The sequence below is a fragment of the Amycolatopsis sp. FU40 genome, from assembly GCF_021903635.1.
Taxonomy (GTDB): Bacteria; Actinomycetota; Actinomycetes; order Mycobacteriales; family Pseudonocardiaceae; genus Amycolatopsis; species Amycolatopsis dendrobii.
The window spans coordinates 6,695,590-6,721,850 of sequence record NZ_CP091381.1 but is presented as its reverse complement, the minus strand read 5'-3'; the positions used below and the strand labels follow the sequence as shown (position 1 = coordinate 6,721,850).

At 69.2% G+C, this 26,261-nt stretch carries 26 protein-coding genes; 10 read left to right on the top strand and 16 right to left on the bottom strand.

All coding sequences use genetic code 11. The annotated features are described in order from the left end of the window. Together L3Q65_RS31490 and L3Q65_RS31485 are read left to right on the top strand one after the other, a co-directional pair. Complete coding sequence (locus L3Q65_RS31490) at positions 1–1,611, top strand: FAD-binding oxidoreductase (RefSeq protein ID WP_237597371.1); 1,611 nt, start codon at positions 1–3, stop codon at positions 1,609–1,611. Between the two features lie 28 nt (positions 1,612–1,639). Continuing rightward, positions 1,640–2,353 carry a class I SAM-dependent methyltransferase gene (locus L3Q65_RS31485; protein WP_237597370.1) on the top strand — a complete coding sequence of 238 codons (714 nt, stop codon included), beginning with the start codon at positions 1,640–1,642 and terminating at the stop codon, positions 2,351–2,353. On the opposite strand, the gene L3Q65_RS31480 is transcribed toward L3Q65_RS31485, so the two are convergent. From L3Q65_RS31480 to L3Q65_RS31430, 11 genes are all read right to left on the bottom strand, one after another. Beyond that, on the bottom strand, positions 2,346–2,876 hold the full coding sequence (locus L3Q65_RS31480) for a gamma-glutamylcyclotransferase (protein ID WP_182889573.1): 531 nt from the start codon (positions 2,874–2,876) through the stop codon (positions 2,346–2,348). The genes L3Q65_RS31485 and L3Q65_RS31480 overlap by 8 nt on opposite strands. 92 nt (positions 2,877–2,968) lie before the next feature. Further along, complete coding sequence (locus L3Q65_RS31475; RefSeq protein WP_182889574.1) at positions 2,969–4,066, bottom strand: S-(hydroxymethyl)mycothiol dehydrogenase; 1,098 nt, start codon at positions 4,064–4,066, stop codon at positions 2,969–2,971. Positions 4,067–4,148: 82 nt separating this feature from the next. After that, positions 4,149–4,652 (bottom strand): DinB family protein, encoded by a 504-nt coding sequence (locus L3Q65_RS31470; protein ID WP_237597369.1) that lies wholly within the window; start codon positions 4,650–4,652, stop codon positions 4,149–4,151. Positions 4,653–4,695: 43 nt separating this feature from the next. Continuing rightward, on the bottom strand, positions 4,696–5,952 hold the full coding sequence (locus L3Q65_RS31465) for a peptidase C39 family protein (protein ID WP_182889575.1): 1,257 nt from the start codon (positions 5,950–5,952) through the stop codon (positions 4,696–4,698). 74 nt (positions 5,953–6,026) lie between these two features. Beyond that, the gene (locus tag L3Q65_RS31460) at positions 6,027–6,428 is read right to left on the bottom strand and encodes a PaaI family thioesterase (protein WP_182889576.1); all 402 of its coding nucleotides are present in this window, start codon (positions 6,426–6,428) and stop codon (positions 6,027–6,029) included. 51 nt (positions 6,429–6,479) lie between these two features. Beyond that, entirely contained in the window at positions 6,480–8,195 is a 1,716-nt protein-coding gene (locus tag L3Q65_RS31455; protein WP_237597368.1) for a TIGR03767 family metallophosphoesterase, read from the bottom strand. A gap of 551 nt (positions 8,196–8,746) precedes the next feature. Continuing rightward, a complete protein-coding gene (locus L3Q65_RS31450) occupies positions 8,747–9,217 on the bottom strand; it encodes a DUF4190 domain-containing protein (protein WP_182889578.1) in 471 nt (156 codons plus the stop codon). A gap of 91 nt (positions 9,218–9,308) precedes the next feature. Beyond that, the gene (locus L3Q65_RS31445; RefSeq protein ID WP_182889579.1) at positions 9,309–10,127 is read right to left on the bottom strand and encodes a carbohydrate ABC transporter permease; all 819 of its coding nucleotides are present in this window, start codon (positions 10,125–10,127) and stop codon (positions 9,309–9,311) included. After that, positions 10,124–11,035: a carbohydrate ABC transporter permease gene (locus tag L3Q65_RS31440; RefSeq protein WP_037810979.1), complete on the bottom strand. Its 912-nt coding sequence runs from the start codon at positions 11,033–11,035 to the stop codon at positions 10,124–10,126. The genes L3Q65_RS31445 and L3Q65_RS31440 overlap by 4 nt, the downstream gene beginning before the upstream one ends. After that, on the bottom strand, positions 11,032–12,336 hold the full coding sequence (locus tag L3Q65_RS31435) for an ABC transporter substrate-binding protein (RefSeq protein ID WP_182889580.1): 1,305 nt from the start codon (positions 12,334–12,336) through the stop codon (positions 11,032–11,034). Before L3Q65_RS31435 ends, L3Q65_RS31440 begins: the two co-directional genes overlap by 4 nt. A gap of 99 nt (positions 12,337–12,435) precedes the next feature. Next, positions 12,436–14,064, bottom strand: coding sequence for a long-chain fatty acid--CoA ligase (locus L3Q65_RS31430; protein ID WP_237597367.1), 1,629 nt, complete (start codon positions 14,062–14,064; stop codon positions 12,436–12,438). 461 nt (positions 14,065–14,525) lie between these two features. Between L3Q65_RS31430 and mihF the strand changes: the two genes are divergently transcribed. Both mihF and L3Q65_RS31420 read left to right on the top strand, forming a co-directional pair. After that, on the top strand, positions 14,526–14,837 hold the full coding sequence (mihF, locus tag L3Q65_RS31425; protein WP_050788348.1) for an integration host factor, actinobacterial type: 312 nt from the start codon (positions 14,526–14,528) through the stop codon (positions 14,835–14,837). A gap of 91 nt (positions 14,838–14,928) precedes the next feature. After that, positions 14,929–16,095, top strand: a complete 1,167-nt coding sequence (locus L3Q65_RS31420) for an isochorismate synthase MenF (protein WP_182889582.1) — start codon at positions 14,929–14,931, stop codon at positions 16,093–16,095. Between the two features lie 3 nt (positions 16,096–16,098). Here the strand turns inward: L3Q65_RS31420 and L3Q65_RS31415 are convergent, their stop codons facing one another. The 5 genes from L3Q65_RS31415 to L3Q65_RS31395 all read right to left on the bottom strand — a co-directional run bounded on the left by L3Q65_RS31415 (position 16,099) and on the right by L3Q65_RS31395 (position 20,203). Then, entirely contained in the window at positions 16,099–16,788 is a 690-nt protein-coding gene (locus L3Q65_RS31415) for a 4'-phosphopantetheinyl transferase superfamily protein (protein WP_182889583.1), read from the bottom strand. 128 nt (positions 16,789–16,916) lie between these two features. Beyond that, positions 16,917–17,237, bottom strand: coding sequence for a hypothetical protein (locus L3Q65_RS31410; RefSeq protein WP_182889584.1), 321 nt, complete (start codon positions 17,235–17,237; stop codon positions 16,917–16,919). A gap of 46 nt (positions 17,238–17,283) precedes the next feature. Beyond that, a complete protein-coding gene (locus tag L3Q65_RS31405) occupies positions 17,284–17,931 on the bottom strand; it encodes a TetR/AcrR family transcriptional regulator (RefSeq protein ID WP_237597366.1) in 648 nt (215 codons plus the stop codon). Further along, positions 17,928–19,463, bottom strand: coding sequence for an ATP-dependent acyl-CoA ligase (locus tag L3Q65_RS31400; RefSeq protein ID WP_182889586.1), 1,536 nt, complete (start codon positions 19,461–19,463; stop codon positions 17,928–17,930). Before L3Q65_RS31400 ends, L3Q65_RS31405 begins: the two co-directional genes overlap by 4 nt. Then, entirely contained in the window at positions 19,460–20,203 is a 744-nt protein-coding gene (locus L3Q65_RS31395) for an enoyl-CoA hydratase/isomerase family protein (RefSeq protein ID WP_182889587.1), read from the bottom strand. The genes L3Q65_RS31400 and L3Q65_RS31395 overlap by 4 nt, the downstream gene beginning before the upstream one ends. A 47-nt stretch (positions 20,204–20,250) precedes the next feature. Here L3Q65_RS31395 and L3Q65_RS31390 point away from each other — a divergent pair, with 47 nt between their 5' ends. From L3Q65_RS31390 to L3Q65_RS31365, 6 genes are all read left to right on the top strand, one after another. Beyond that, positions 20,251–21,828, top strand: coding sequence for an amidohydrolase (locus tag L3Q65_RS31390; RefSeq protein ID WP_182889588.1), 1,578 nt, complete (start codon positions 20,251–20,253; stop codon positions 21,826–21,828). Positions 21,829–22,254: 426 nt separating this feature from the next. Further along, complete coding sequence (locus tag L3Q65_RS31385) at positions 22,255–22,695, top strand: GNAT family N-acetyltransferase (protein ID WP_043830620.1); 441 nt, start codon at positions 22,255–22,257, stop codon at positions 22,693–22,695. Positions 22,696–22,898: 203 nt separating this feature from the next. Next, a complete protein-coding gene (locus tag L3Q65_RS31380) occupies positions 22,899–23,582 on the top strand; it encodes a metal-dependent transcriptional regulator (protein ID WP_009083739.1) in 684 nt (227 codons plus the stop codon). Positions 23,583–23,710: 128 nt separating this feature from the next. Then, positions 23,711–24,529, top strand: coding sequence for an LLM class flavin-dependent oxidoreductase (locus L3Q65_RS31375; RefSeq protein ID WP_182889589.1), 819 nt, complete (start codon positions 23,711–23,713; stop codon positions 24,527–24,529). Positions 24,530–24,601: 72 nt separating this feature from the next. After that, positions 24,602–24,952, top strand: a complete 351-nt coding sequence (locus L3Q65_RS31370) for a transcriptional regulator (protein ID WP_182889590.1) — start codon at positions 24,602–24,604, stop codon at positions 24,950–24,952. Positions 24,953–25,204: 252 nt separating this feature from the next. Next, positions 25,205–26,260 carry a zinc-dependent alcohol dehydrogenase family protein gene (locus L3Q65_RS31365; RefSeq protein ID WP_182889591.1) on the top strand — a complete coding sequence of 352 codons (1,056 nt, stop codon included), beginning with the start codon at positions 25,205–25,207 and terminating at the stop codon, positions 26,258–26,260. The last annotated feature ends 1 nt before the right edge of the window (position 26,261 follow it).

The following is a 26,261-nucleotide window of genomic DNA, read 5'->3' as shown; positions in this document are numbered from 1 at the left end:
GTGAGCGATCTCATCAACCACCGCATCCGGTGTTCGTGGACCGAACAGGGCGGGGCCTCGGCCGGTCTGCCCGACCGCGCGGTCCGGTGGCTCGGCCAGCGTATCGGCCAGGTCGGCCCTGATCGAGGCGGGAAAACCGGCGCTCCGGCACCGGTCGCGGAGTCCGCGCTGACTGTGCCCGTCCGTACCGAATTCGAGGACCTTCTCGGCGCGGACCACGTGCTGGTCGACCCCCGGGAACGGCTCGGCCGCACCGGTGGTCTGTCCTATCTGGACCTGCTGCACACGCGGGCGGGCGACGAGGTGCCGGTGCCGGACGCGGTGCTGCTGCCCGCGGACCCGGACCAGGTGCAGGCCGTGCTGGACCTGTGCGTGAAGCACGACATCGGCGTGGTCCCGTTCGGCGGCGGCACGTCGGTGGTCGGCGGGGTCGCGGCGCTGCGCGGCGACAAGACAGCGGTGGTCGTGCTGGACCTGATGCGGCTCGACGAGCTGGTGTCGGTAGACCCGGTGTCGCGGATCGCGGTGTTGCAGGCCGGAGTGCGCGGTCCGGAAGCGGAGCGGCTGCTCGCGGCGCACGGATACACGCTCGGCCACGTGCCGCAGTCGTTCGAGCGCGCGACCATCGGCGGGTTCGCGGCCACGCGATCGGCCGGGCAGGCGTCGTCCGGTTACGGCCGGTTCGAGGACATGGTCGCCGGGGTCCGGCTGGCCACGCCGAAGGGCGAGTGGCGGCTCGGCGTCGCGCCGGCGTCCGCGGCCGGACCGGACCTGCGGCAGCTCGCGGTCGGCAGCGAGGGCACGCTCGGCGTGATCACCGAGGTCGCGCTGCGGGTCCGCCCGTTGCCGGAGCAGCGGCATTACGAGGGCTGGATCGTCGACGGCTGGGAGGCCGGGGCGGCGGCGGTGCGCAAGCTCGCTCAGGACCACGCGCTGGCGGACGTCACCCGGCTGTCCGATGTGGACGAAACGAACGTGTCGTTCTCGCTCAACGCCGGGCTGAAGACTGCCGCGTTGAAGACCTATCTCAAGGCGCGCGGAATCAAGAATCCGTGCCTGCTGATCGTCGGCTGGGAAGGCGACGTCGCCCGGCGCCGGCGGCGGACGTCGGCGATGCTGAAGTGCTCCGGTGCCGTGCGGATCGGCAAGGTGCTCGGCGAATCCTGGCGGCACGGCCGGTTCAACGGACCGCGGCAGCGCGACGCGTTGCTGGACCTCGGCGTGTGCGTGGAAACCCTGGAAACCGCGGCCTATTGGTCCAATTTGGACGAACTGCACGACGCGGTGCGCGCGGCTTTGGTGGCCTCGCTGGGCCGGGCGATCGTGATGTGCCACGTTTCGCACGCTTACGAAACCGGTGCGTCGCTGTACTTCACCGTGCTGACCTCGCGCGACGACACCGATCCAGTCGGACAGTGGCAGCGCGCGAAGGCGGCGGCGTGCGAGGCGATCACCGGCATCGGGACGATCAGCCACCACCACGCGGTCGGGGTCGACCACGCGCCGTACCTGGAGGCGGAGATCGGCCGGATCGGGCTGGACGTGCTGCGCGCGGCCAAGTCCGCGGTGGACCCGACCGGGATCCTGAACCCCGGAAAACTGCTCGGCTGAACGCGTCCGCGCGGGCAGACTGGCGCGGGTGAGCGATGCAGTGGGTTCCTTTCCGCAGTACGAAGTGTTCGCCGACGAATTCCTCGACCACGCGCAGAACGGGTTCTACAACGCGCACTACGACCGCCCGGCCTGCCTGGAACTGCTGGGCGACGTCGCCGGTCAGCACGTCCTCGACGCCGCGTGCGGTCCTGGCCTCTACGCCGAAGAACTGACCGCTCGCGGCGCACGGGTGACCGGCTTCGACCTCAGCCCGCGCATGGTCGAGCTGAGCCGGGAGCGGGTGCCGGCGGGCGAGTTCCGCGTCCAGGACCTGGCAGAACCGTTGACCTGGCTGCCGGACGAGTCGGTGGACCAGGTGCTGTTCGCCCTCGCGCTGGAGTACGTGGACGACCGGGTCGGCGCGCTGCGCGAGTTCCGCCGGGTGCTGCGGCCAGGTGGTGCGCTGGTGCTGTCGAGGCAGCATCCGACCGGTGACTGGCTCCGGCACGGCGGCAACTACTTCGAGGTCCGGGTGATCGAGGAGGTCTGGAGCCGCGGCTGGAAGGTGCGGTACTGGCTGGCTCCGCTGGAACGCACCTGCGAGGAACTGCGCGAGGCCGGATTCCTGATCGAGCAGCTGCGCGAGGGACGACCGCCCGAGGCCTCAGCCGCGGTTGATCCGAAACGCCATGCCCGGCTGGCGCAGGAGCCGCTGGGCTTCCTGACCGTGCGCGCGATTCCGGACCCGCGGATCAGCTGAAGGTGCGCTCCGGCGGCAGGACGGTGCAGGCGAGGCCGTGTCCGGCCGCCGGTTCGCCAGTGAGCAACGCCGCGTCCGCCTGGGCGACTTCGGCGACGCGGACCGGGGACCCGTTGACCAGCAAAGGAAAACGGACCGGCGCGGCACCGACGTAAGCGTGCACTCCGGAAAGCAGCACGCCGTCCAGCCGGATGTCGGCGTTGTCCAGCATCGCCAAGTCGTACCGGTTACCGCGGCCCTCGCAGACGTCCAGCACCGCCAGCTGTTCCGGCGTCGCGAACCAGACGAAATGGTCCTCCGTCACGCCCGGCAGCGCGGTGAGCGTCGCCGGGCGCTGGCCGTCGCGTTGCCGCAGCCCGGCGGCCCACACCGCGGCGAGCCCGGTGCACTGAACGCGCGCCGCGACGACCGGCCCGGTCAGGCCGAGCTGGGTGCGCAGCCAGGTGATCTTCGACGGACAGGCGTTCGACCCGTACGCGAGCACCGGCGTGCGCGAACGCCACCCCGGCGGCGCGGTGTCCAAGGCGTGTCCCGCGCCGTCGAGGTGTACGTACGAACAGTCCGGCCGCGTGCCCGGGTACGGGTCGGCCGGATAGTCCGCGTCGGCGAAAAGGATCAGAACTCCACCACGCTGCGCAGTACGTCGCCGTGGTGCATCCGCTCGAAAGCCTGCTCCACGCCGTCGACGCCGATCCGCTCCGTGACGAACTTGTCCAGCGGCAGCCTGCCTTGCAGGTACAGGTCGACCAGCATCGGGAAGTCCCGCGACGGCAGGCAGTCGCCGTACCACGACGACTTCAGCGAACCGCCGCGCGAGAAGAAGTCGATCAGCGGCAGGTCGTTCAGCTTCATGTCCGGCGTCGGCACGCCGACGAGCACGACGGTGCCCGCGAGGTCGCGGCCGTAGAACGCCTGCCGCCAGGTTTCCGGACGGCCGACCGCGTCGATCACGACGTCCGGGCCGAACGAGTTCGTCGCGTCCTGCATCGCGGCGACCACGTCCTCCTCGCTCAGGCCGCGGCTGTTGACCGTGTGCGTGGCCCCGAAGTCCTTGGCCCACTGGAGCTTCCGGTCGTCGGTGTCGATCGCGACGATCGTGGTCGCCCCGGCCAGCCGCGCGCCCGCGATGGCCGCGTCGCCGACCCCGCCGCAGCCGATCACCGCGACTGAATCGCCGCGCCCGACCGAGCCGGTGTTGATGGCCGCGCCCAGGCCCGCCATCACCCCGCAGCCCAGCAACCCGGCGACGGCGGGTTCGGCCCGCTCGTCGACCTTGGTGCACTGTCCACTGTGGACGAGCGTCTTGCCGAGGAACGCTCCGACGCCCAGCGCGGGCGACAGCTTCGTGCCGTCGGTGAGCGTCATCGGCTGCTCGGCGTTGAAAGTCGAGAAGCAGTACCAGGGCTTGCCGCGCTTGCAGGCCCGGCAGGTGCCGCAGACCGCGCGCCAGTTGAGGATCACGTAGTCGCCGGGCGCGAGATCGGTGACGCCCGCGCCGACCTTGTCGACCCGTCCCGCGGCCTCGTGGCCGAGCAGGAACGGGAACTCGTCGTTGATCCCGCCCTCGCGATAGTGCAGGTCGGTGTGGCAGACCCCGCAGGCCTGCACCGAGACGACCGCCTCGCCCGGTCCGGGATCGGGCACCACCACCGTCTCGAGCGTGACCGGCTCACCCTTGGCCCGCGACACGACTCCCTGGACCTCGTACGGCATGCGCACAACCTTTCACCGCGACGGCATCTCGCGGGCAGCTAATCACGGATCATGCGCATGTCGCCATAGCCCGGATCGGTCGCTACTCGCCGGTCGCCCCGTCGGCCAGTTCGCGCACCACGTCGAGCTGCCCGACATGCCGCGCGTACTCCTGCAGCACGTGAAAGAGGATCCAGCTCAACGCAGGCGGCTGCCCCGGCCCGAAGCGGCCGCCACCGCGGGCGATGTCCGCAAGCCGCGCACCGGACACGATCGCGCGAGAGGCCGCGCATTCCTCCCGGAAGAGGGTCCGGACCGACTCGGCCGATTCGTCCGCCCCGACCGACCACTTCCCGGTCTCGGGGTCGTTCTCGCCCCACACTGGATCCACGTGCTCGCCCATGAATCCCCAGCGCAGCCACCGTCGCTCCACGAACGCGAGGTGCTTGAGCAACTCCAGCGGAGTCCAGCCCGACGGAAGCCTGCTGATGCGCAGCTCGGTCTCGGACAGGCCGTCCAGCTTGCGCAGCAGCGTGTCCCGGTAGTAGTCGAGGTAAGCGAGCAGCAGCTCGCGAGGGTCCGACAGTGAATCCAGAGGCTCAGTCACGGGCTGGACTGTAGCCGCGAAACCGCGAGGCGAACCAGCGCGTTTACGGCGTGATCAGGTAAACCACACCGCCCGGTCCGCCAGCCACCGCGCCGCTCTCCGTGTGCCGCTTCGTGCGCTGCCAGATCTTCTCGAACTGGTCCCGCTTGTACACCGTGCGCACGCGACCGTCGGAGCTGGACGCCGGGTCGTTCGCGATCACGTCGCCCGCCTGGGTGAAGCCGACGACGACCATCAGGTGGCCGGCCGTGCCGTAGCCCGCGCCGTCGAGTTCGCTGGCCAGGAACGACTGCGAGGTGATCACCGGGATGCCGCGTGCGATGTAGCCCTCGAGTTCGTTGAGGTCGTGCAGTCGCGTGATGTGCCCGCGCAAGCCAAGCGAAGCGGCGTACGCGGTGTTGAACGGCCAGTTGCCCGTGCCGTCGTACGCGTAGTCGTAGGTGCCGCGCGCGGCGTAGACGACCGACCGGTCCTGGTAGTCCGCCGGGATCCAGTCCATCTGCTCCGCGGTCGGCTTGCGTCCCCAGTATTCGGCGACCATCTCGGTCGAGGTCGGGCTGCACCAAGCCTCTCCGCCGCCGCCGTACTGCGGAAACTGTCCTTTGTGGATGTTCTGGGCGAACGGCGGCACCTTCAGCTCGATCCCGCGCGCCCGGCCGGGCTTGGTGGTCTGTACGTCGAACCGGTCCGGAACGTTCGAGGTCATCGCGCCGAGAGAGGACAGCGTCGGCGTGGTCGGCGAACCCTGCTCGCGGTAGAGCGTCACGCGCAGCTGGTACGAGCGCAGCGTGACGCCTGCCTTCGTGGCGAGCGTGTCGACGTCGACCGAGGCGTTGTCGTCGCTCTGCCCGTCGACGCTGGTGCGGTGGATATCCGCGTCCCCGCTGGCCCAGCGGCCCATCGTGTACCACGTGGTCTCGGCCCCAGCCGAGGTCCGGCCGCGCGCCTGCACTTCAAGCCAGGTCTTGGCCGGGGTGCGTGCGTTCCACGACGCGATCAGCTGGGTCGCGTCGAAGCCCTGCCGGTACTTCGGCGACGTCCAGGTGCCGTAGTCGTAGGTGCGTGTGGTGCCGAGCCCCGGTTCGGTGTGCGCGACGCTGCCGATCGGATGCGTGATCCGCAGGCCGCCGTAGCCGAAGCCGAGCCCGTCGAGCCTGCCCGCGAAGAACGAGCCGGACGACCACTCGTGATAGTCGATGGCCTCGTCGTTGCGCGCGTGCTGCGGTTCCGCGGCGGCCTGTGCCGCACCAGCCGTGAGCATGACGATGGACAGTAACGTGACCAACCCGCGAACCCGCATTCCGGCTCCGTCCCCAGACCCCAGTGGTAGCCAAAGATTTTCGCCTTCCGGGGCGGGTAAGTAAAGAGCCGCCGCTACAACACTGCTTGCGTCTGGGTGATTTTCGCCGCGAGCTTGCCGTCGTCGTCGCGGATTTCGGTCTCGACCACCACCACGCGGCGCCCGGCGTGCAATGGTTTGGCCGACGCCGTGGCATACCCCGAACGGACGCCGCGCAGGAAGTTCGTCTTGGACTCCAGCGTCGTCGTGCCCTGCGCGCCCTCGGGAAGATTGAGGAACGCGCAGACGGCGCCGGTCGAATCGGCCAGCGCCATCAGCGCCCCGCCGTGCAGCACGCCGCCGAGCGTGCACAGCGATTCGTCCCACGCGAGCCGGCTGCGGACCAGGTCCGGGCCGTGCTCCAGCACCTCGATGCCGAGCCGCTCGCTGAACGGCATCGTCTTGTGGAACAGCTGCGTGCCTTCGACGTCGGTCATGCCGAGCAGTCAACCGCAGCCGGCGCGTGGCGTCGATTACCTCGCGGGTAATCAGCTGAGCGGGTTGGTCAGCAGCAGTTCGGTGTTGCGGTCACCCGCTTCGCCGACGTGGCTGAGGTTCGCGTGGATGTCGTTGTAGGAGAACTCGCGGTACATCGAGGCGAGCGCGTCGGGGGTCCGGGCGGAGTAGTCGACGGCGTACGGGGCGTCGGCCTCGATGAGCGTGGTGAACACCGACAGCGTGCCGTCGTGGTTGTCGGCCAGTTCGATGATCCGCGCGTGCTGCGGGAAGTCGATGTGGCTGGCAGTGTTGATCTCCCAGAAGCTCTGCGTCGGGGTTTTGCCGACGTGCGGGGTGATCTTGTTGAGGTGGGTGTGCCCGTTGACCCACGCCACGACGTTCGGGAAGCGCTGCAACATCGCGACGAACGTGTCGCCGCCCAGCCGCGGGTCGAGCAGATGGCGCGCGTCGGGCAGGAGGTTGCCCATGGTGCCGCTGGTGTGGTGGCTGAAGACGACGAACAGCTCGTCGGTCACGGAGTGGGTGACCTTGCGGCCGAAGAAGTCGTAATACGTCGAGCTGTTGCGCTTGAGCGTCGCCTCGACCCAGTTGAACTGCGCGAGCCCGATCGAACCGTCCGCGAACCCGCCCTGCGTGGTGGTGTCGAGGCTGATCCCAGTGACGCCGGGCGCGATCCGGAAGGTGTAGTAGACGTCGCGCCCGTCGGAGTTGGCGTCGGTAAAGCCGTGCCCGACTGGCCCCGGCCCGGTGTTCTTCGCGGCCAGATGCGCTTTGACGAACTCCGAGGTACTGAACGGACGCCGCCGCGGATCCGGCGTGACCTCGCGAATGGTGCCGCCGCCGAACAACTCGGCGAGCGGCACGCTCTTGCCTTGCTGAATGGCGGTGCCGAGCTTGCGCGCGCTGCTCTCGTCCTTGCCGATGACCTTGTATTTGCCGGTGTACCAGCCCTCGATGCCCGGGATACCCTCCGGCAGCGTGCCGACGACGCTGTCGTCGTGATTGCCGAACGTGCAGTACCAGGGCAGGTTCAATCCCGGCGCGGTGAACGACGCGATCCCGGCTTCGAGCAGCCCGGGGATCTGCGGAAAGCCCTTCTTGGTGTAGTCGTCGGCGAGCCGCGTGCCCGGATTCCAGAACTCCGGATTGCCCGACGCCTGCACACCCTCGTAGCGGTTCGGGTCGCCGGAGTTGGGCGTGATCGCGCCGCCGTTGAGCGTGGTGAGGAACCAGTCGAGTTCGAGCAGCTCGTGGTTGTCGGTGTTGTCGCCGGTGGTCATGACGAAGTCGAACTGCCGCCCGGTGAACGGTCCCGCGCGCAAACTGTTGACCCGCTTGACGAGCGCACTGGTCGCCACCGTGCCCAGCGTTTCCTGCGGCCGATGCGCGGACCCGATGAACGGATGCAGATACTCGAACCGAGCAGGCGATTCGGTGTCGGTGATGTGCAGGTCAGTGAACTGCACGAACGCCCCGAGCGCAGTCCGCCGGTCGTCCCGGCCAGTCTTGCCCTCAACCAGATCCGCCCGGACAGCGACCGGCCAGCCCGGCCCGGCGGAAAGCCGCGAGTACCCCGTGGCCGCCCCGGAAGCGGCCTGGTCAAGCGTGGTCCCAGCAGTCCGCACGGCCCGCTGCGTGGTCCGCCTCAACGCACGGTCCAGCGCATTGGCCGTGGGAGTGCACAGCAGCAACCCCACCCCAGCCGCACCCGCGGTGGTGAACGCCCGCCTGGTCAGTTCCGCCATGTTTTTCGCTCCCCGTCTCGCCGGCCCCTCGCACGCTCCCGGACCCCCATGACGGGCCGGTGAACTACGCCGAAGCAGAACGCGAAGGTCTCTCACATTTGCCGTGACAATGCGGGAGACTCTGTCACACGGAGACGGGTGCCACTACCGCCGAACGGAGGGCGAGATCACGGCGGCAAGCGGTCCGTGAAGGGCTCCTTCACGGACTTAGATTCCCTCAATGGGCCCTTCACGCCCCGCCGCCATGCCCCAATGCCACGTTGGGTGCGTCAGACGCACCGAACGCCACATTGGGTGCGTCGCATGCACCCAACGCCACATTGGGGCGCGAGCCCCAACCACCGCGAAGCGCACCGGTGCTCCCAGCGATCGAGGCACCCAGCCCGCCCCCGCACCCCGATACGAAGCCAAAATGCGGACGGCAGGTGCTTGTCAAGGCATCTTTCCCGCCTTGACAAGCACCTGCCGTCCGTCATCACCATCAAGCTTCGGGGTGCCCGCCGCACGACCGGGTGCAATGTCGCCGCCAGGCGACGAGCAGACGCCGATCCTCAGCAGTAAAACGCGCAAGTAGCCCCAACAGCGGACAACGACACAAAGAACCACACTAAGAAGATCACCGCCGGGATAGCCGCCAGGATCCCGCAGACCAACCCGGCGATCCCCATCCCCTGCCCAGTCCATCCAGGCTTCCCGCCCTGCACCATCCCGGCCCAGGACAACCCGATCGCCGTGATAGCCGCGACCACGTCGAAGAACGGCACCCAGAAGAAGATCAACGCGACAATCCCGACCACCATCCCGGCGATCGCGAGCCCGCTCGTCTTCAACGGCGCGGCCCCCGGGTACGGAGCCCCATACGGCGCCCCGTACATCGGCGTCCCGTAAGGCACCGGCGGCTGACCGTATCCGGGCGCGGGCGTGGGCCCGGACGGATACCCCGGCGAGGGCACCGGCCCGGAAGGATGCCCCTGCGCCGGGTCCTGGCCGGGATAGGGCTGCTGCTGGTACGGGTCCGTCATGGCTGCACTCCTGCTGCGACTGTGGCGACGGTGAGTCGTCGGCGGCTAACGGCGAAACGTTACGCGCGGTCGCCGGTCGATGTGACGGTTTTCAGCCTTTCAACCCGGATTCGGTGACCCCGCGCACCAGATATCGCTGGAGGAACGCGAAGAGCAGCACGATCGGCACGATCGACAGCACCGCGGCCAGGAACAGCAGGTTCAGCTGCGGGTTCTGCGCGGTCAGCAGCCCGGACAGGGCGACCTGCACCGTCCACGAGTCCGGCGACTGCGCGATGATCAGCGGCCACAGGAACGCGTTCCAGCTGCCGATGACGGTGATCACCGCGATCGCGGCGAAGAAGCCCCGAGAGTTTGGCACCACGATCTTGCGGAAGACGCCCCAGCGGGACAGGCCGTCGACGCGGCCTGCGTCCTCCAGTTCCTTCGGGAAGTCCAGGAAGTACTGCCGGAACAGGAAAACGCTGAACGCGCTGAACAGGCCGGGGATGACCAGGCCGCGGAAATCCGAGAGCCAGCCGAGCGTCGACACCACCACGAAACTCGGCACGAACGTCACCGAGGTCGGGATCATCAGCGTCGCCAGCACCGCGTAGAACACCGGCTTCGAGTAGCGGTAGGGCACCCGCGCCAGGCCGTAGCCGGCGAGCGAGCACACCACCAGCAGGCCCGCGGTTTGCAGCACCGCGACGACGACCGAGTTCACGATGCTGCGCGCGAACGGCACGTCCTGCTGGTCGAACAGCTTCGTGAAATTCTCCCAGTGGATCTGCTTCGGCCACAGCGTCCAGCCCGGCGCGGTGAGCTCCGCGCGCGAGGCGAGACCGTTGCGCAGCAACAGGTAGAACGGCAGCAGGAAGAGGATCGCGGACACCGCGAGCGCTGTCCAGCGAAGCACCGCGCGGATCATGTCGCGCTCCGATCGAACCGGAAGAGCTTGCCCTGGAGGAGGGTGACCACGGCGATCAGCAGCGCCAGGATGATCGCGCCCGCGCTGCCGCGGCCGAGATCCTGGCCGCCGGAGCCGAGCGAGGTGTAGTAGAGGTACACCAGCGGCGGCCGCGCGAACGGCGGGTAACCCCGGGAATCGCCCATGATGTTGTAGAACTCGTCGAACGCCTGGTAGGCGTTGATCAGATTCAGCAGCAGCACGGCCACCGACGTCGCGCGCAGCTGCGGCAGGGTGATGTGCCGGAACACCTGCCAGCCGGGCTTCGCTCCGTCGAGCCACGCCGCTTCGTACAGATGCTGCGGAATCCGTTGCAGTGCGGCGAGGAACAGGATCATGTAGAAGCCGAGCTGCAGCCACAGCCGGGCGGTCACCAGCACGACCCAGTACAGCGGCGGGTGCACGGTGCCGGTCCACGCCACCGGGTCGATGCCGAAGACGCCGAGCACGGTGTTCGCGAGACCGTAGCGGACGCCGGAAAACAGCGACGTCTTCCAGATCAGCGACGCCACCACGTACGAACACGCGAACGGCAGGAAGAACACCGAGCGGAAGAACGCCTTCGCGAACCGCAACTGGTTCACGCCGACCGCCAACGCCAGCGACAGCACGAACGTCAGCGGCACGATAAAGAGGGCGAACACGCTGAACGTGCCGAGGCTCGCGACGAACGGGCCGTCGGAGAGCATGTGCGCGTAGTTGTCCAGTCCGACGAAGACGCTGGGGGTGACCGTGTTGCGCGCGTCGAAGAACGACAGGTACAGGCTCCACCCGATCGGCACGTAGGCGAAGATCGCCAGGCCGAGCAGGAATGGACCCACGAACCCCCAGAACGCCAGCGTGTCCCGGGTTTTCCGGGACAGCTTCATCCGAACAGGCGTTTCAGCTCGGCCTGCGCGACGGTCACCGCGGCCTTCGTCTGCGCCACCGGATCCGCACCCTCCTTGGCGATCTTCGCGACCGCGTCCGACAGCGCGGTGTTCGACGTCTGCGTCCACACTGGACCGCCGATGAGGTGGCTGTTCTCCTTGACGAACTTCACCACGTCCGCGGCCGGACCGCTTTGCAGCGTCTGCGCTTTGTCGATCAGGCTTTGCCGGGCGGGCACGTGGAAGCCATAGCGGGTGGCGAACTCCAGCTGGCTGTCGGTCTGGTCGATCCACAGCCACTTCACGAACGCCTTGGCCTCGTTGACGTGCGCGCTCTTCGCATTGACCATCGCACCGTACGCGCCGACCGGGACCGACGGCTTGCCGCTGTCGTCCAGCTTCGGGAACGGCAGCACGCCGAAGTCGTCGTTGAGCGCGTCGCGGATCTTCGGGACGTTCCACAGCCCGGTCCACTGCATCGCGCAGAGCCCGTCGACGAACGCGCCGGGGTCCGACCAGTCGGCGGGCGCGCCGAGCAGCAGGGAACCGTTGGCGTTCAACGTGTGCAGCTTGCTGAACGCGGCGGCCGCGCGCGGATCGTCGAAGCCGACCTCGCGATTGTTGTTCTTCAGGTAGTCCAGCCCGGCCGACCACAGCAGCGGCCCGGTGAGCGTGCCGACGCCGCCGTCATTGCCCGCGAAGAACCCCTTCACGCCGTCCTTCGACAGCTTGCTCGCGGCGTCGATCAGCTCGTCCACGGTCTGCGGCGGCTGCACGCCCGCGGCCTGCAGCATGCTCTTGCGGTAGAAGAGGACCTGCGTGTCGGTGGCCTGCGGAATGCCGTAGACCTTGCCCTCCACGGTCTGCGCGGCGAGCACGGCGGGGCTGAAGTCGTTCTTGACCGGCCCGATGATGTCGTCGAGCGGCACCACCTGGTTCTGCCGGACCCAGTCGATCTTCACCTGAGCCTCGAACACGTCCGGCACCGGGCTGTTCTGCAGCGCGGTGACGATCTTCGAGTCGTAGTCGCCGGGGTTCCACACCACGTTGACCTTCGCGCCCGGATAGCTGGCCGCGTAGTTCTTGACGGCTTGCTGCACGCCGTCCTCGCCGTAGGCGTGGTACCACTGCTGCAGCGTGGCCTTCGGGGCCTGCGACGGGGTCGAGGCTCCCGCCGACATCGCCGTGGACGGCGGCGGATCCCCAGGACGCCCGGTGTTCGACCCGCACGCGGCCGCGACCGCGCCCACCGCCGCCGTTCCCGCCAACGACAGGAACGCCCTCCTGCTTCGCTGCTGCATCCCCAGTTCTCCTCCGACGTGCTGGGAAGGACTCCTTGCGTCCAACAGATTCCCGCACGGAGCCCTTCCCAGGCCGACAACTCGCCGGAGATTTACCGCTCAGAGGTGTGAGATGTCGAGCTTTCCCTCGGAGTAGGACGCGCGCAGCCGCTTCTTGTCGAACTTGCCGACACTCGTCTTGGGCACCTCCTCCACGAACGTCCAGTTCTCCGGCAGCTGCCACTTCGCGACCTTGTCCGACAGGTACTCGCGCAGTTCTTCGGCGGTGACCTGCTGGCCCTCCTTCACCACGACGGCGACCAGCGGGCGTTCGTCCCATTTCTCGTCCGGGATGCCGACGACCGCCGCCTCGGCTACCGCCGGATGGCCCATCACCGCGTTCTCCAGGTCCACCGACGAGATCCACTCGCCGCCGGACTTGATCACGTCCTTGGCGCGGTCGGTCAGGGTCAGGAAGCCGTCCGGGCTGATCTTGCCGACGTCACCGGTGCGCAGCCAGCCGTCGTGGAACTTCTCCGGGTCGATATCGGACCCGCCGTGGTAAGCACCCGCGATCCACGGACCGGAGACCTCCAGCTCGCCGACCGCCTCGTTGTCCCACGGCAGTTCCTCGCCGTTGTCGCCGATCAGCCGGGCCGCTACGGACGCCGGGAACCGGCCCTGGGTGTAGCGGTAGGCCCAGCGCTCCTCGCCGGTCGCGCTGGCGGGCGGACGTGCGACGCTGCCCAGCGGCGACGTCTCGGTCATGCCCCACGCGTGCAGGATCGGCACGTCGTAGCGCTCCTCGAAGGCGTGCATCAGCGACGGCGGCGCGGCCGACCCGCCGACGACCACCTCGCGCACGTGGCTGATGTCCTGCGGGTTCGCGTCCAGGTGCGCGAGCAGGCCCTGCCAGATCGTCGGCACCGCGGCGGCGAAGGTCGGCTTCTCCGCGGCCAGCAGCGCGGCGATCGGGGCGGGCTGCAGGAACCGGTCCGGCATCAGCAGCGAGGCCCCGACCATCATCGCCGCGTACGGCAGGCCCCACGACATCGCGTGGAACATCGGCACGATCGCCAGAGCCAGGTCCTCCTGGGCGAGCCGCATGCTGTCGGTCATGCAGACCTGCATCGAGTGCAGCCAGATCGACCGGTGCGAGTAGACGACGCCCTTCGGGTCGCCCGTGGTGCCGGAGGTGTAACACATCGCGGCCGCGGCCCGCTCGTCGATCTCCGGCCAGTCGAACTCGTCGGACTGGCCGGCCAGCAGCTCGTCGTAGGAGTGCACGGTGACGCCCTCGGGCGCGGTCAGCGCGGACGCGTCGCCGTTGGCCACGACGACGTGCTTGACCGTCTTCATCCCCGGCAGGTTGCTCGCCAGCAGCGGCACGAGCGTCCCGTCGACGATGATGACGTGGTCCTCCGCGTGGTTCGCCACGAAGACCAGCTGCTCCGGGAACAGCCGGATGTTCAGCGTGTGCAGCACCGCGCCCATGGCGGGCACCGCGAGGTAGGCGGCGAGGTGCTCGGCGTTGTTCCACATGAACGTGCCGACCCGCTGGTCGCCGGTGACGCCGAGACCGCGCAGCGCGTTCGCGAGCCGGGCGGCGTGCTTGCCGAGCTCCGCGTAGGTCTCCCGGCGGGCTTCTGAACCGGTCCAGGTGACGACTTCGCTCTTCGCGTGCACCTTCGTGCCGTGGCGCAGCAGCTTCGCGAGCGACAGCTGTCCGTCCTGCATCGTGCTCAACATGGGTGACTCCCGTGGTGCTCGTTCGCCGGTGAACTGGGGTGCGCCCGACTCTAATGCGGATCCGCCGGATCGGGCACGAACAAGTTCGGTCACGGCTTGTCGGCCCTCTCCCGCCATCGGGTGGCGGCCCCGCGCTTTCATGATCCACTTCTGTCGCGATTCCTGTTGCGGGACAAGAAAATGCGTTGTGTTAACTGCGTCGAAATACACTCCCGTTCGGGTGAGGTAATGGGGGCGGAAATGAGCCCTTCGAGGCCGTTTTCACAGGTCGCGAGGGGTCCCCTCGCGCAGGTCCGCCGCGCCCGTCGACGGGTGATAAGTGCGTGTCGGTTGCGCGTACCGCGGGCACGTGGCGTTTACTGGGGCCGTGGTAAGTGACGGCTGGCCAGCGCTTGCAGCTGCAAGCATCGGCTGAGACCGTCGGCCGCGAAAGCGGAGACCTGAGAGGAAAGGACATTACGTTGGCTCTGCCCACGTTGACTCCGGAGCAGCGCGCCGAGGCCCTCGCCAAGGCGGCAGAGGCTCGTAAGGCGCGCTCGGAGCTGCTCGCTTCGATCAAGTCCGGCAAGGAGAGCATCGAGTCGGTGCTCAAGCAGGCCAAGGAGAACAAGACCATCGGCAAGACGAAGGTCACGCAGCTCCTCAAGGCGGTGCCCGGCCTCGGTGCGGTCAAGGTCGCCGCGCTGCTCGAGCAGGCGGGGATCGACCCCGACCGCCGGGCCGCGGGCCTGGGCGAACGGCAGCGCGAAGCGCTGATCGACGCGCTCAAGTAACGCTGATCCGGCGGCCGCGGGGAAGGTGCGCGGTGTGTTGCACCGGCGACACTTTCCCCGCGGCGCTCCCGGATCCTGAGACGCTGGTGAAGTGACGACCAGTACCGCGCCGGCGACCCCGGCGCAGACCACCGTCCGCTACCAGCGTGGCGACTTCTTGTTCGCGACCGCCCGGCGCGCCCTGCTCGCCCGCGGTGCGCTCGGAACCGTCACCGACGCCGACCCACGCCGCCTCGCCCGCTCGGCAGCCGCCGAGCTGGACCGTTCCGGCGTGCCGCTCGCCGTCGGCGTGCTGCCGTTCGACACCGGACCCGGCGCTGCCTCGCCGGGGCACCTCGTGCTGCCCCGGACGGTGCATCGCGCCCAGGCCGACGCCGAGACCCCGGCCGTGCCGCCCGCCGCCGACCTGCCCGCTCCGGCGGCCACCCGGCGGCTTCCCTCCGCCGAAGGCCACCGCGAGAACGTGCGGGCGGCCGTCGCCGCTCTGCGCGACCGTGACCTGCGCAAAGCCGTCCTGGCCCGCGCGCTGGAGCTGGAATTCGACGCGCCGATCCCGGTCGAGGGGATCGTGCGCAACCTCGCGCGCGGCAACCCGCGCCATTTCACTTACGCCGCCGAACTGCCGGGCGGCCGCACCCTCGTCGGGGCCACCCCTGAGCTGCTGCTTTCCCGCACGGGCGACTCCGTGTTCACGACCCCGCACGCCGGGTCGATGCCGCGTTCGGCCGATCCGGAGACCGACCGGGCCAACGGCGAAGCCCTCCTGGCGTCCGCGAAGGACCGGGAAGAGCACGACCTGGTGATCGACTACGTCGTCGAGTCGCTGCGGCCGTTCTGCCGCAAGCTCGACGTCCCGGCCGGTCCTGAGCTGGTCTCCACGCCCGCCATCTGGCATCTGCGGACGTCCATCACCGGTGAGCTGACGGACCGTTCGGTGACCGCACTCGACCTCGCCGCCGCGATGCATCCGACGCCGGCGGTCTGCGGCACCCCGACTGTCGCCGCGCGCGACCTGGTCAAGGAACTGGAGCCGTTCGACCGCGGGTACTACGCGGGCGCGGTCGGCTGGGTCGACGCGGCGGGAGACGGCGAATGGGCCGTCGCGATCCGGTGCGCCGAGGTGGCTGAGACGTCGATGCGGCTCTTCGCGGGCGGCGGCATCGTGCCCGCGTCGGATCCGGACACCGAGTACCAGGAGACGATCGCGAAGTTCCGCACGCTGCTCGGCGCGATGGGGCTGGACGACAGCGCGTCGTGAGGTTTACGGCAGCCAGTGCTCCTCGGTGACGCTCAGGCTGTCCGAGGTCAACGCCGCGACCGCCGCCCGGTGCCCGTCGGCCGCCTTGAGGTCGGCGAGCCGGGTCCGCGCCGGGTCCAGCGCCTCGTCACCGGACGCGACCAGCTCGGCCGGGGCGTCGTAGCGGGAGAACGTGATGCTCTGCAGCGGGATCTTCAGGCCCTTGCCGGTGGCCTTCATCACCGCTTCCTTGCGCGTCCAGTAGATGAAGAAGGCCGCCGAACGCTCCTCGTCCGACAGGCCCGCGACGGCTTCCCGTTCGGCCGGGCTCAGCGCGTACTCGACGAGCGAGGCGTCCGCCTTGCGGCTGGCGGTCTCGACGTCGAGGCCTACTGGCACGCCGTCAGCGACCGCGAGGCCGATCAGATCGCCCGAATGCGAGATCGACAGCACGAGGTCCGAGCCCGGCACGCGCGGACGGCCGTGCGGTTTGCCGCAGTCGTCGCAGGTCGCGTCGAAGCGCACGGACTCCGCCGCGTCCCCGAGCCGTTCCGCGACGAGGGTCTTCGCGAGCACCCGGCCGGTCAGGAAGCGGCGCTGGTCGATTTCGAGCCGGTACGCGTCGTAGCGGCCGCGCTCCAGGTCGTCCAGCAGTTTCAGGTAGCGGTCCTCCGCAGGCAGCGGTTCGGACCAGCGCACCACGATTTCGGTCACCGGCATACCCTCCCTCGTCCGCCTCCGATCTTGCCGGGGTGCGCCGCGGTTTGTCATGCCCCTATCCGCGAACGCGGCGAAGGCCCCCTCGGAGTCCGAGAGGGCCTTCGCGGCGTGGATGACGAGTGCTACTTGTTGTTGCGCATTGCGATGGGGACCCCGGCTAGGTCCTCCTCATTGCAAAGCAGCTTCACATCGTAGTAGGGCGAACCCTGTCGCTCGTCGTAGTCTAGGTGGATCGCGAGGACGTCGAGCGGTTCTCCCAGCCACTCCTGCGCTTGGCGCAGCCATACTGCACAGCGCTCGAGCGCGCTGGGCAGGTCGTCGTCACGAAACTCGACTGGTCGATACGGCACGTCCTGGACCTGATCGCGCGGGTTTGAAGGTGCGGGCAGGCCAGGAGAGAGACCCGAGTCGTCCAGTTCGAGTTGGATCGTTTGCTCAGTCACCCTTCGAGCGTCCCCCACGTTCGCCGTCTGAGCAAGGCGTATGGCGCTAAAAGCCCTCTTGGACAGGCAAGTCCCACACCTGGGCGACCACTTCGAGGCATTGCCGGAGGTCGTGCGCACGCACCGCGACCGGATGTCCGAGGGCCCGCAATGCCAGCTCCGCGTAGTGCGTGGCCAGGTCTTCGAGCTTGAGCGGGCCCTTCGGCGAATACCACCTGGCCACGCCGCTGCACATTTCCAGCAATGCGAGCCGTGTCACGGCCGGTTGTGCGGTGTGGAACACGTTCGCCGCGGTGCCGTCCTCGATCGCCTTCGCCCAGAACTGCTCGTATTCGTCCCGCAGCGCGACGACCCGGGCACGCGCCGGAGCCGAAAGCGCGTCGACTTCGTTGTCCACCACCCGGGTTTCGCCCGGCTGGGCGGCATGCGCGAGGACGTGCAGCGCGACCAGCGTGCGCATCCGGACCACCGGATCGTCGCTGCCCGCGGTGGCCTTCGCCACCGCGTCGATCAGCCGGTGCAGCGAGGTCGTCATGATCTCGACAAGAAGATCTTCCTTGGTGCCCATGTAGTGGTAGAGCGTCGCCGAAGAAAGTTCGGCTTCCTGGGCCAGATCCCGAATGCCTGTGCCGTGGAAACCCTTGGTGGCGAACAGTTTCACGGCCGCGGCCCGGACGCGTTCGGCGCTGCTCATCGCCACTCCCCGGTGCTCCGGTCCCAGGAACCGGCTCGGAGGTCCGCGACCTTCCTCAGCTCGCCCTTCGCGACGCGTTCGGACGGCGTGCGCGGCAGGTCGTCCGCGAACGTCCAGAACCTCGGCACCTTGAAGTACGCCAGTTGCTGTGCGCAGAACTCCGCCAGCTCCTCGGGCGACGGCCGGTTCTCGCCGCACACGACGTACGCCTTCACTTCCTCGCCGCGCAGCTCGTCCGGCACCGCGAGGACGGCCGCGAGCTGCACTTTCGGATGCTGCAGCAGCGCGCGCTCGACCTCGTCGGCGGAGATGTTCTCGCCGCTGCGCCGGATCATGTCCTTGGTGCGGCCGAGGTAGTAGACCCGGCCCTCGTCGTCCATCCGGGCGAGGTCGCCGGTGTGGAACCAGCCGCCCGCGAAGGCGCGCGCGGTCGCTTCGGCATCCTCGTGGTAGCCGTGCATCAACCCGATGCCACGGATCAGCAGTTCGCCGGTTTCCCCGCGAGGCAACGGTTTCCCGTCCTCGCCGGCGATCATCGCCTCGCGGTCGCGGCTCGGCCGTCCGATGCAGCCGGTGCCCACCGCGGCATCGTGATCGGACTCGGAAACCCGGATGTCCCCGCCGGTCTCGGTCATCCCGAACGCCTCGTACCACGGCACGCCCCAGCGTTCTTCCAGCTGAGCGTGCAGGTCCGGCGGGATCGCCGACGCGCTGATCGCGCGGACGCGGTGGTTCCGGTCGTCTGGATGCGGAGGCTGGCGCAGCAGCAGCGTCGGCATCAGGCCGAGGCAGTAGAACCAGGTGACCTCGTGCTCGCGGACCTTCGCCCAGAAAGTGGACGGGTGGAAGCGGTCCAGTACGACGAGCGTCGCTCCGGCGGCCAGCGCGAGTGCGACGTTCCACTGTGGATCAATGTAGTGGAACGGTTGCGCGGTAAGCAGAACGTCGTCTTCGCTGACGGCGGGGAAGTCGGTGGCTAGTCCGATCGCGAGCGTGGTCCAGTAACGATGCGGCAGCACGCAGCCCTTCGGCGCGCCGGTGGTGCCCGAGGTGTACTGGATGTTGACCGGCTGTTCGGCGACCACCGATTCCGGTTCGCAGCGTGTTTCCGACTTCAGCGCGTCCGGCGTGAGGACGCGTTCCACGGCCGTTTCCGGCGCGATTTTCTCCAGCAGTTCCACGAACTCTTCGGCGGCTACCGCCAGGCGTGCGCCGGAGTGGCGCAGGACGTGTGCGCCGTCGAATTCGCGGTAGTTGATGTTCACCGGAACCAGAACGGCGCCGAGTTTGGCGAGCGCGAGCCACATGAGCGGGAATTCCGGCTCGTTGCGGAGCATCACCGCGACCCGGTCGCCTGCCTGAATGCCTTGGTCCTGGAGCGCTTTCGCCAGGCGTCCGCTGCGGTCGTCGACCTCGGCGAAGGTGAACCGGGCGCCGGTGCTGTCGAAGATCCACGCGGTGCGCTCCGGCCAGAGCTGCGCGGCGCGCGTGACCAGGGCGACCAGCGTGTCGACGTTCTGCAGCGGAGTCACGCCCGGCTCCGGAACGCTTCGGTCGACTCGCGGACGGCGGCCGAGTGCTCGGTGATCAGGGCATGGGTGACCTCGAGTTCCAGCGCTGAATCGAAGGCGTGGTCGATCCCGGCGTCCAGCGCCCGCTTCGCCATCGCGGCGGCCTCCGGCGGGTGGTGGGCGATCTTCTCGGCCCAGCCGAGCGCGAGGGGCATCAGCTCGTCCGCTGGCACGGCGGCGTTGACCAGGCCGAGGTCGTGCGCGCGGCGGCCGTCGAACCGGTCGCCGAGCAGCAGCAGTTCCTTCGCCTTGACCGGTCCGACCAGCAGCGGGAGCAGTCTCGAGGCGGCACCGGTGACGCTCAGCCCCAGCGACACCTCGGGGAAAGCGAACACCGCGTCCTCGGCGGCCAGGATCAGGTCGCAGCCCAGCGCGAACTCCGCGCCCGCGCCGATCGCGTACCCGTGGACGGCGGCGATCACCGGCTGACGCAGCGCGCGCAGCCGGCGCGTGACGTCCTGGAGCCGCTCCAGCCTCGCCCGGGAGTCACCCTCGGGGGTGGGTTCCTTCAGGTCGTGCCCGGCACAGAAGGCGCGGCCGTTGCCCGTGAGCAGGACGACGCGGGCGGCGCTGTGCGCGACCTCCTCCAGTGCGGTGAGGAAGTCGTCCACCAGCACGGGCGCGACGGCGTTGAGCCGCTCGGGCCGATTCAGCCGGATCTGCGCGATGCCGCCCTCGACGGCCAGGTCAACGGTGCTCATGGAGGGGAGCCTAGACGTTCGATCGATCGATCGATAGTGTCGGAGGCATGCAGGTTGACGCGGTGTACGAAAACGCCAGGCTGGTCACCGGCGACACCGCGCTGGCGGTGCTGCACGGCCGGATCGTGGCGCTGGGCGACGACGCGCGCGAACTGTCCGCCCGTCGCCGGGTGGATCTCGGCGGGGGTTTCGTCGCGCCCGGATTCCACGACGCGCACAACCACATGGCCTGGTTCGGCATGGGCCTGGACGACGTGCCGCTCAGCGACTGCCGCAGCGTCGACGAGATCTACGACGCGGTGGCGCGGCGCGCGGCCGAACTGCCCGCCGGGAGCTGGGTCGTCGGCAGCGGCTACGACCAGAACAAACTCGCCGGCGGCGAACACCCCGACCGGCACGGCCTCGACCGCGCCGCCCCCGGCATGCTCGTGCGGCTCAAGCACACGTCCGGCCACATGACGCTGGTCAACACCGCCGTGCTGGACCGGCTGGACCTCGCGAACGTCCCTGTGGGCGGCGACGTAGTCCAGTCCGCCGACGGCTCGCCGACCGGTCTGCTGCGCGAGCAGGCGCAGTTGCTGCTGCGCCCGCTGACGTACCCGACGCCGCTCGAATCGGTGGTCCGAGGTCTCGACCGGGCGAGCCGGCAGTACCTGTCGGAGGGCATCACGAGCGTCCAGGAAGCCGGAATCGGCGGCGGCCTGGTCGGCGAGACCCCTGCGGAACTGGCCGCGTACCAGCTCGCGCGCGAACGCGGAGTCCTGCGAGTGCGCGGCACGGTGATGGTCGCCGCGAGTGTCCTGCACGACCTGCCCGACGGCGCAGGCTTCGGACTGGACCTGGGCCTGCGCACCGGCCTCGGCGACGAGTGGCTGCGGATCGGCCCGATGAAACTCTTCGCCGACGGTTCGCTGGTCGGCCGCACCTGCGCGATGCACGAACCGTTCGACGGCGAACCGGACAACCGCGGCTACTTCCAGGTACCCGAGGACGAGCTGGCGCGCACCATCCGCCAAGCCCACGACGCCGGCTGGCAAATCGCGACCCACGCCATCGGCGACCGGGCCATCACGGCAGTCCTGGACGCCTACGAAGCCGCCCTGGCCGCCAACCCGCGCCCCGACCACCGGCACCGCATCGAACACTGCGCCGTACTCCCGCCCGCGGAGCTGACCCGCCTGGCCTCGCTGGGCCTGATCGCCTCCCCGCAAGGCCGGTTCGTGAACGAGCTAGGCGACGGCATGCGCGCGGCTCTCGGCGAAGCGCGCGTGCCGTGGTGCTACCGCCTCCGCAGCGTCCTGGACGCCGGATGCGTCCTGCCCGCCAGCTCAGACCGCCCCGTCGTCGACGGCGCCCCACTGCTGGGCCTCGCCGACATGGTCCACCGCCGCACGTCCACCGGCGAACCGTTCGCGGTAGAAGAAGCGCTGACCCCGGCGGAAGCCCTGCGCGCCTACACGTACGGCTCGGCCTACGCGACCTTCGCGGAGAGCTACCTCGGCACCTTGGACCCAGGCAAGCTCGCGGATTTCGTGGTGCTGTCCGCGGACCCACTGTCCACTGTGGAGGACGCTCGCGTGCTCGGCACGGTGGTGGGCGGAGAGCTCCGGTACGAGGCCGCGTGATGGGGATGGCGGTGTCGCGGTCGGCTGGCGGGCTGGTTTGCCTGCCAGTTGGCTTGGATGCTCGCCACCGCTTGGCGGCTTGCCCGCGTGCTCCCCGCGGTTCGGCGGCTTGCCCGCGTGCTCCCCGCGGTTCGGCGGCTTGCCCGCGTGCTCCCCGCGGTTCGGCGGCTTGCCCGCGTGCTCCCCGCGGTTCGGCGAGCAGCTTGCGCGGTCTTCGCTGCCCAGCGGTTGGCGTGCATGCCCGCCACCGCTTGGCCGCTCCCCGGTCGGCTCACGCGCCTATTCACTTGTCGATTCACCGATCAACCGTCACCAGCTCCTCCCGTCTCGTACCGCTCCGCACCGGCTCCGCCGCGCCGGATTCCTGCTGCCCTGCTCTGATACCTGCACCGTAGCCGCCACCACCGACAAAAAAAGGGGTGCCCGATGCCCGTTCGCGATGCCGTCTTCGAGGACGTCGAGGAGATCTGCAGCCTCATCGAGGAACACGCGGTCTACGAGGACAAGCACGACCTCAAACTCGACCGCGCCGAGATGAGCAGCCACCTGTTCGGTCCGGAGCCGAAGGCGTGGGTGCTGATGTGCACGCCGCCGGGACGTCCGGACGTCGTCGCGGGATTCGCCTTCTGCAGTTGGAATTTCTCCACGTGGGAAGGTCGTCCCGGCATTTGGCTGGACGATCTGTTCATCCGTCCGGAGCACCGCAGGCACGGGCTGGGCAGGGAACTGCTCGACGCACTCCGCGCCCGCACGACGGGGCGCGTCGAGTGGGACATGCAGGCTGGAAACGCCAAGGCGGAGGCGTTCTACGCGCAACTCGGCGCGGAGCCGGTGCCGGGCTGGATCCGCTACCGCTGGCGGCCGTGACCAGGCGGTCGAGGGACGGGCAGTGGTGAAGAGCCTGATGATCGCGACGGCGGGAAACCGGGGCATGGCCGGGTGTCGCCGGCCGCGCGACGTTCTCCGTGCCTGAGTACCGCTGACCGGCGCCTCGCGACAAGACCACGCGGCCCGCCGCCAGCGCCCTGACCGGCCGACCCCGGCAGGCTGGGCCCCGTATCGTATGCGGCATGGGAGATGGTTCCGTCCGGAGGTCGTCGTCGGTCGAGGACTACGTGCGGGTGATTTACGGACTGGTCGAACGGGGCGAGGCGGTCACCAACGCGTCGCTGGCCGGGCGGCTTGAGGTGAGTCCGTCGTCGGCGTCGGGGATGGTCACGAAGCTTTCGCAGCTCGGCCTGGTCGCGCACGTGCCCTACCGCGGCATCGAGCTGACCTCGGAGGGGCGGCAGCTCGCGCGGTCGGTGCTGCGCAGGCACCGGCTGATCGAGACGTACCTCGTCTCCGAACTCGGCTACACCTGGGACGAGGTCCACGCCGAGGCCGACGCGCTGGAGCACGCCGTCTCCGATCGGCTCGTCGACCGGATCGCGGCCAAGCTCGGCAATCCCGTGCGCGATCCGCACGGCGACCCCATCCCGGCTCCGGACGGCAGCGTCGAGGAACTTCCGATGCGCATCCTGGACGACCTGCCGCCCGGTGCGGTCGGCGAGATCGTCCGCGTGTGGGACACCGACCCGGACCTGCTGCGCTACCTCACCGAGCACGCGATCGGGCTCGGCGAGCGCATCGAGGTCGTCGAGCGGCAGCCGTTCGGCGGGCCGATGGTGGTGAAGGTCGGACAGCCGCCGGACGCCGCCACGCACGCCATCGGCAAGGAGATCGCGCAGGCGTTGTCGGTCACCCTGCGCTGAGGGCTCGTGAGTGTTCACGCCGATGAGAACCGGCGTAGCCACTCACCAGGCCTGCGCTGAGGAGCGTACGCGCGAGTGTCGCTGCCGGGCGGATGTGTGCGGCGGCGAACCCGCCGACGATGGTCGGCATGACCACTACCAAGCCGTTCCGCTTCGGCATCGTCGCCGGGTACGCCCCGGATCTGGAGTCCTGGACCGCGCAGGCGCGCCGGATCGAGGAGCTGGGTCTCGACACGATGTTCGCGACCGACCCGGTCGGCGGGCTCGACCCGTTGACGCTCGTTCCGGCCGCCGCCGCGGTCACCAGCAAGCTCACCGTCGGCACCTTCGTGCTGGCCGACCCGTTCCGCGACGCCCGGACCCTCGCGTGGCAGGCCGATTCACTGCATCAGGCGACGGGCGGCCGCTTCCTGCTGGGGCTGGGCGTCGGCCATCCCGGCGCGGGCAAGCACGCCGCGATGCTGGGCCGCGAGTTCCTTTCGCCGGGTGAACGCGTCGCCCGGTTGGCGGACACCATCGAGGTGCTTGCGCAGCGCCCCGAGCGGCCGCGGCTATTGCTCGCGGGTTCCGGGCCCAAAATGCTCGCGCTCGCCGCGCGCACCGCCGACGTCGTGACGTTTTCCTGGGGACCGCGCACGACCGAGGACCAGGCTGACTCCATTGTGGACACTTTTCGCTCGTTCGCGGGAAGCCGGGACGTCGAATTGGCGGTGAACCTCACCGCGATCGGGGACAAGTCTTCTCCGCAGCTCGCCCGCTACACCGGGGTTGACGTGCCGCAACTGGTCGCGGAGAAAGCTGTCACCGTGCTGCCGGAAAACCCTGACGCCGCTGGGGAAATGCTTCTCCGCTGGCGAGAGCGGTGGGGGATTTCCTGTGTCACGGTCAATTCCGGCTATGCGGAACCGTTTGCCGCGATTGCCCGGGCGCTCTCCGCACAAGGGTGAAAGCCCTTCCGATCATGCGTTGTCCGGCCTACGCTCCGAGGTTTCCCAGCGACGTGGTTCGGAGCGTGTGCGATGACCGGTCAGCGAACACCGACGATCGACCGGGGGAGTACAACAGGGCGGGATCTCGGGCAATTGCTCGAAACCGGCCCCTTCGCCGAAGCGCTGCGCGCGGCCATCCGGGCCCGCGGGCTCGGCCTTGAACGCATCAGATATCGGCTGCGGGGAAGGGGAACCACGGTCAGTCTCGCGACATTGAGCCACTGGCAGTCCGGCCGCTGCCGCCCGGAACGCCCGGAATCCTTGCGGGCACTGCGAAATCTCGAGCAGATCCTCGGCGTCCCGGACGGATCGCTGCGCAGGCTGCTCGGCCCGCCGCGTCCGCGCGGCCAGTTCCATCAGCCGGGCCCGCCGCTCTCCTGAGCGCGCCCGGCCGCGGCGGACGGCGAGCGCGCAGGCGTATCCCGACGCTTACGCACCGTCGTCCGCCGCGTTCGCCCAGGCCTGCCCGCGCGGCTTCTGCGATAGTCCGTGAGGGTCCCCTTGGGGGAATCAGATTCCGTCAAGGGGCCCTTCACGGACCTCCGCGAGGAGCGCGTCGGGCTTGGCGGGGGCGCTTCCCGCGCGGGTGAGCTGAAGCCACTGGCCCGCAAGGCGGCTTCTACGATCGGACCCATGCGTGCGGTCGTGATCGAAGAGTTCGGCGTGCTTCCCGAAGTGCGGGAAGTACCGGATCCGGTGACCCCCGACGGCGGGGTCGTCATCGAGGTCGAAGCGACCGGGGTGTGCCGCAGCGATTGGCATACCTGGCAGGGGCACGACGAGGCGGTGCGGCTGCCACATGTGGCCGGGCATGAGCTCGCGGGGCGGATCGTCGAGGTCGGTGCGGGCGTCGTGGGCTGGACGAAGGGCGACCGGGTCACCGTCCCGTTCGTGTGCGCGTGCGGTGTCTGTGCCCAGTGCGCCAAGGGCGACCAGCAGATCTGCGACGACGAGTTCCAGCCCGGCGCGACCCACTGGGGTTCGTTCGCCGAGAAGGTCGCCATCGAGCACGCGCAGACGAACCTGGTCGCGTTGCCGGACTCGATGTCGTCGGCGGAAGCTGCTGCGCTCGGTTGCCGCTTCGGGACGGCTTTCCGCGCAGTGTTGCGTCAGGGCGGCGTACGCGCGGGGCAGTGGGTCTCTGTGTACGGCTGTGGCGGCGTAGGCATCTCTGCGGTCCTCTTGGCGACCGCTGCTGGTGCGAAGGTGGTTGCGGTTGACGTCTCGCCGCAGGCGCGTGCCGCGGCGGAGCGGTCTGGTGCTGTGTTGAGCGTCGACGCCAGCGCGTTTGACGGGCCCGAAGAGTTGGCCGCGTACGTCCGTGAGCGCACTGACGGCGGTGCGCACGTGTCGCTGGACTGTCTCGGCTCTCCGGCCACCTGTGCGGCTTCGGTGGGCAGTTTGCGCAAGCGCGGCCGGCACGTGCAGGCCGGGTTGATGCCGCCCAGCCAGGGAGTGCCGCCGATTCCGATGCATCGGGTGGTCGGCGGAGAGCTGGAAATCGTCGGGATCCACGGCTTGCAGGCGTACGAGTACCCCGAACTGCTGGGCGTGGTGGAGCGGTCCGGCATCGATCTGGCCGGGTTGATCGGCACCCGCATCGGACTGGACGGGGTGCCAGCGGCGCTTGCTGCGATGAGTGATCCGGTGCCCGCCCGGGCCGGGGTAACTGTCGTCGAGTTCGGGTGAC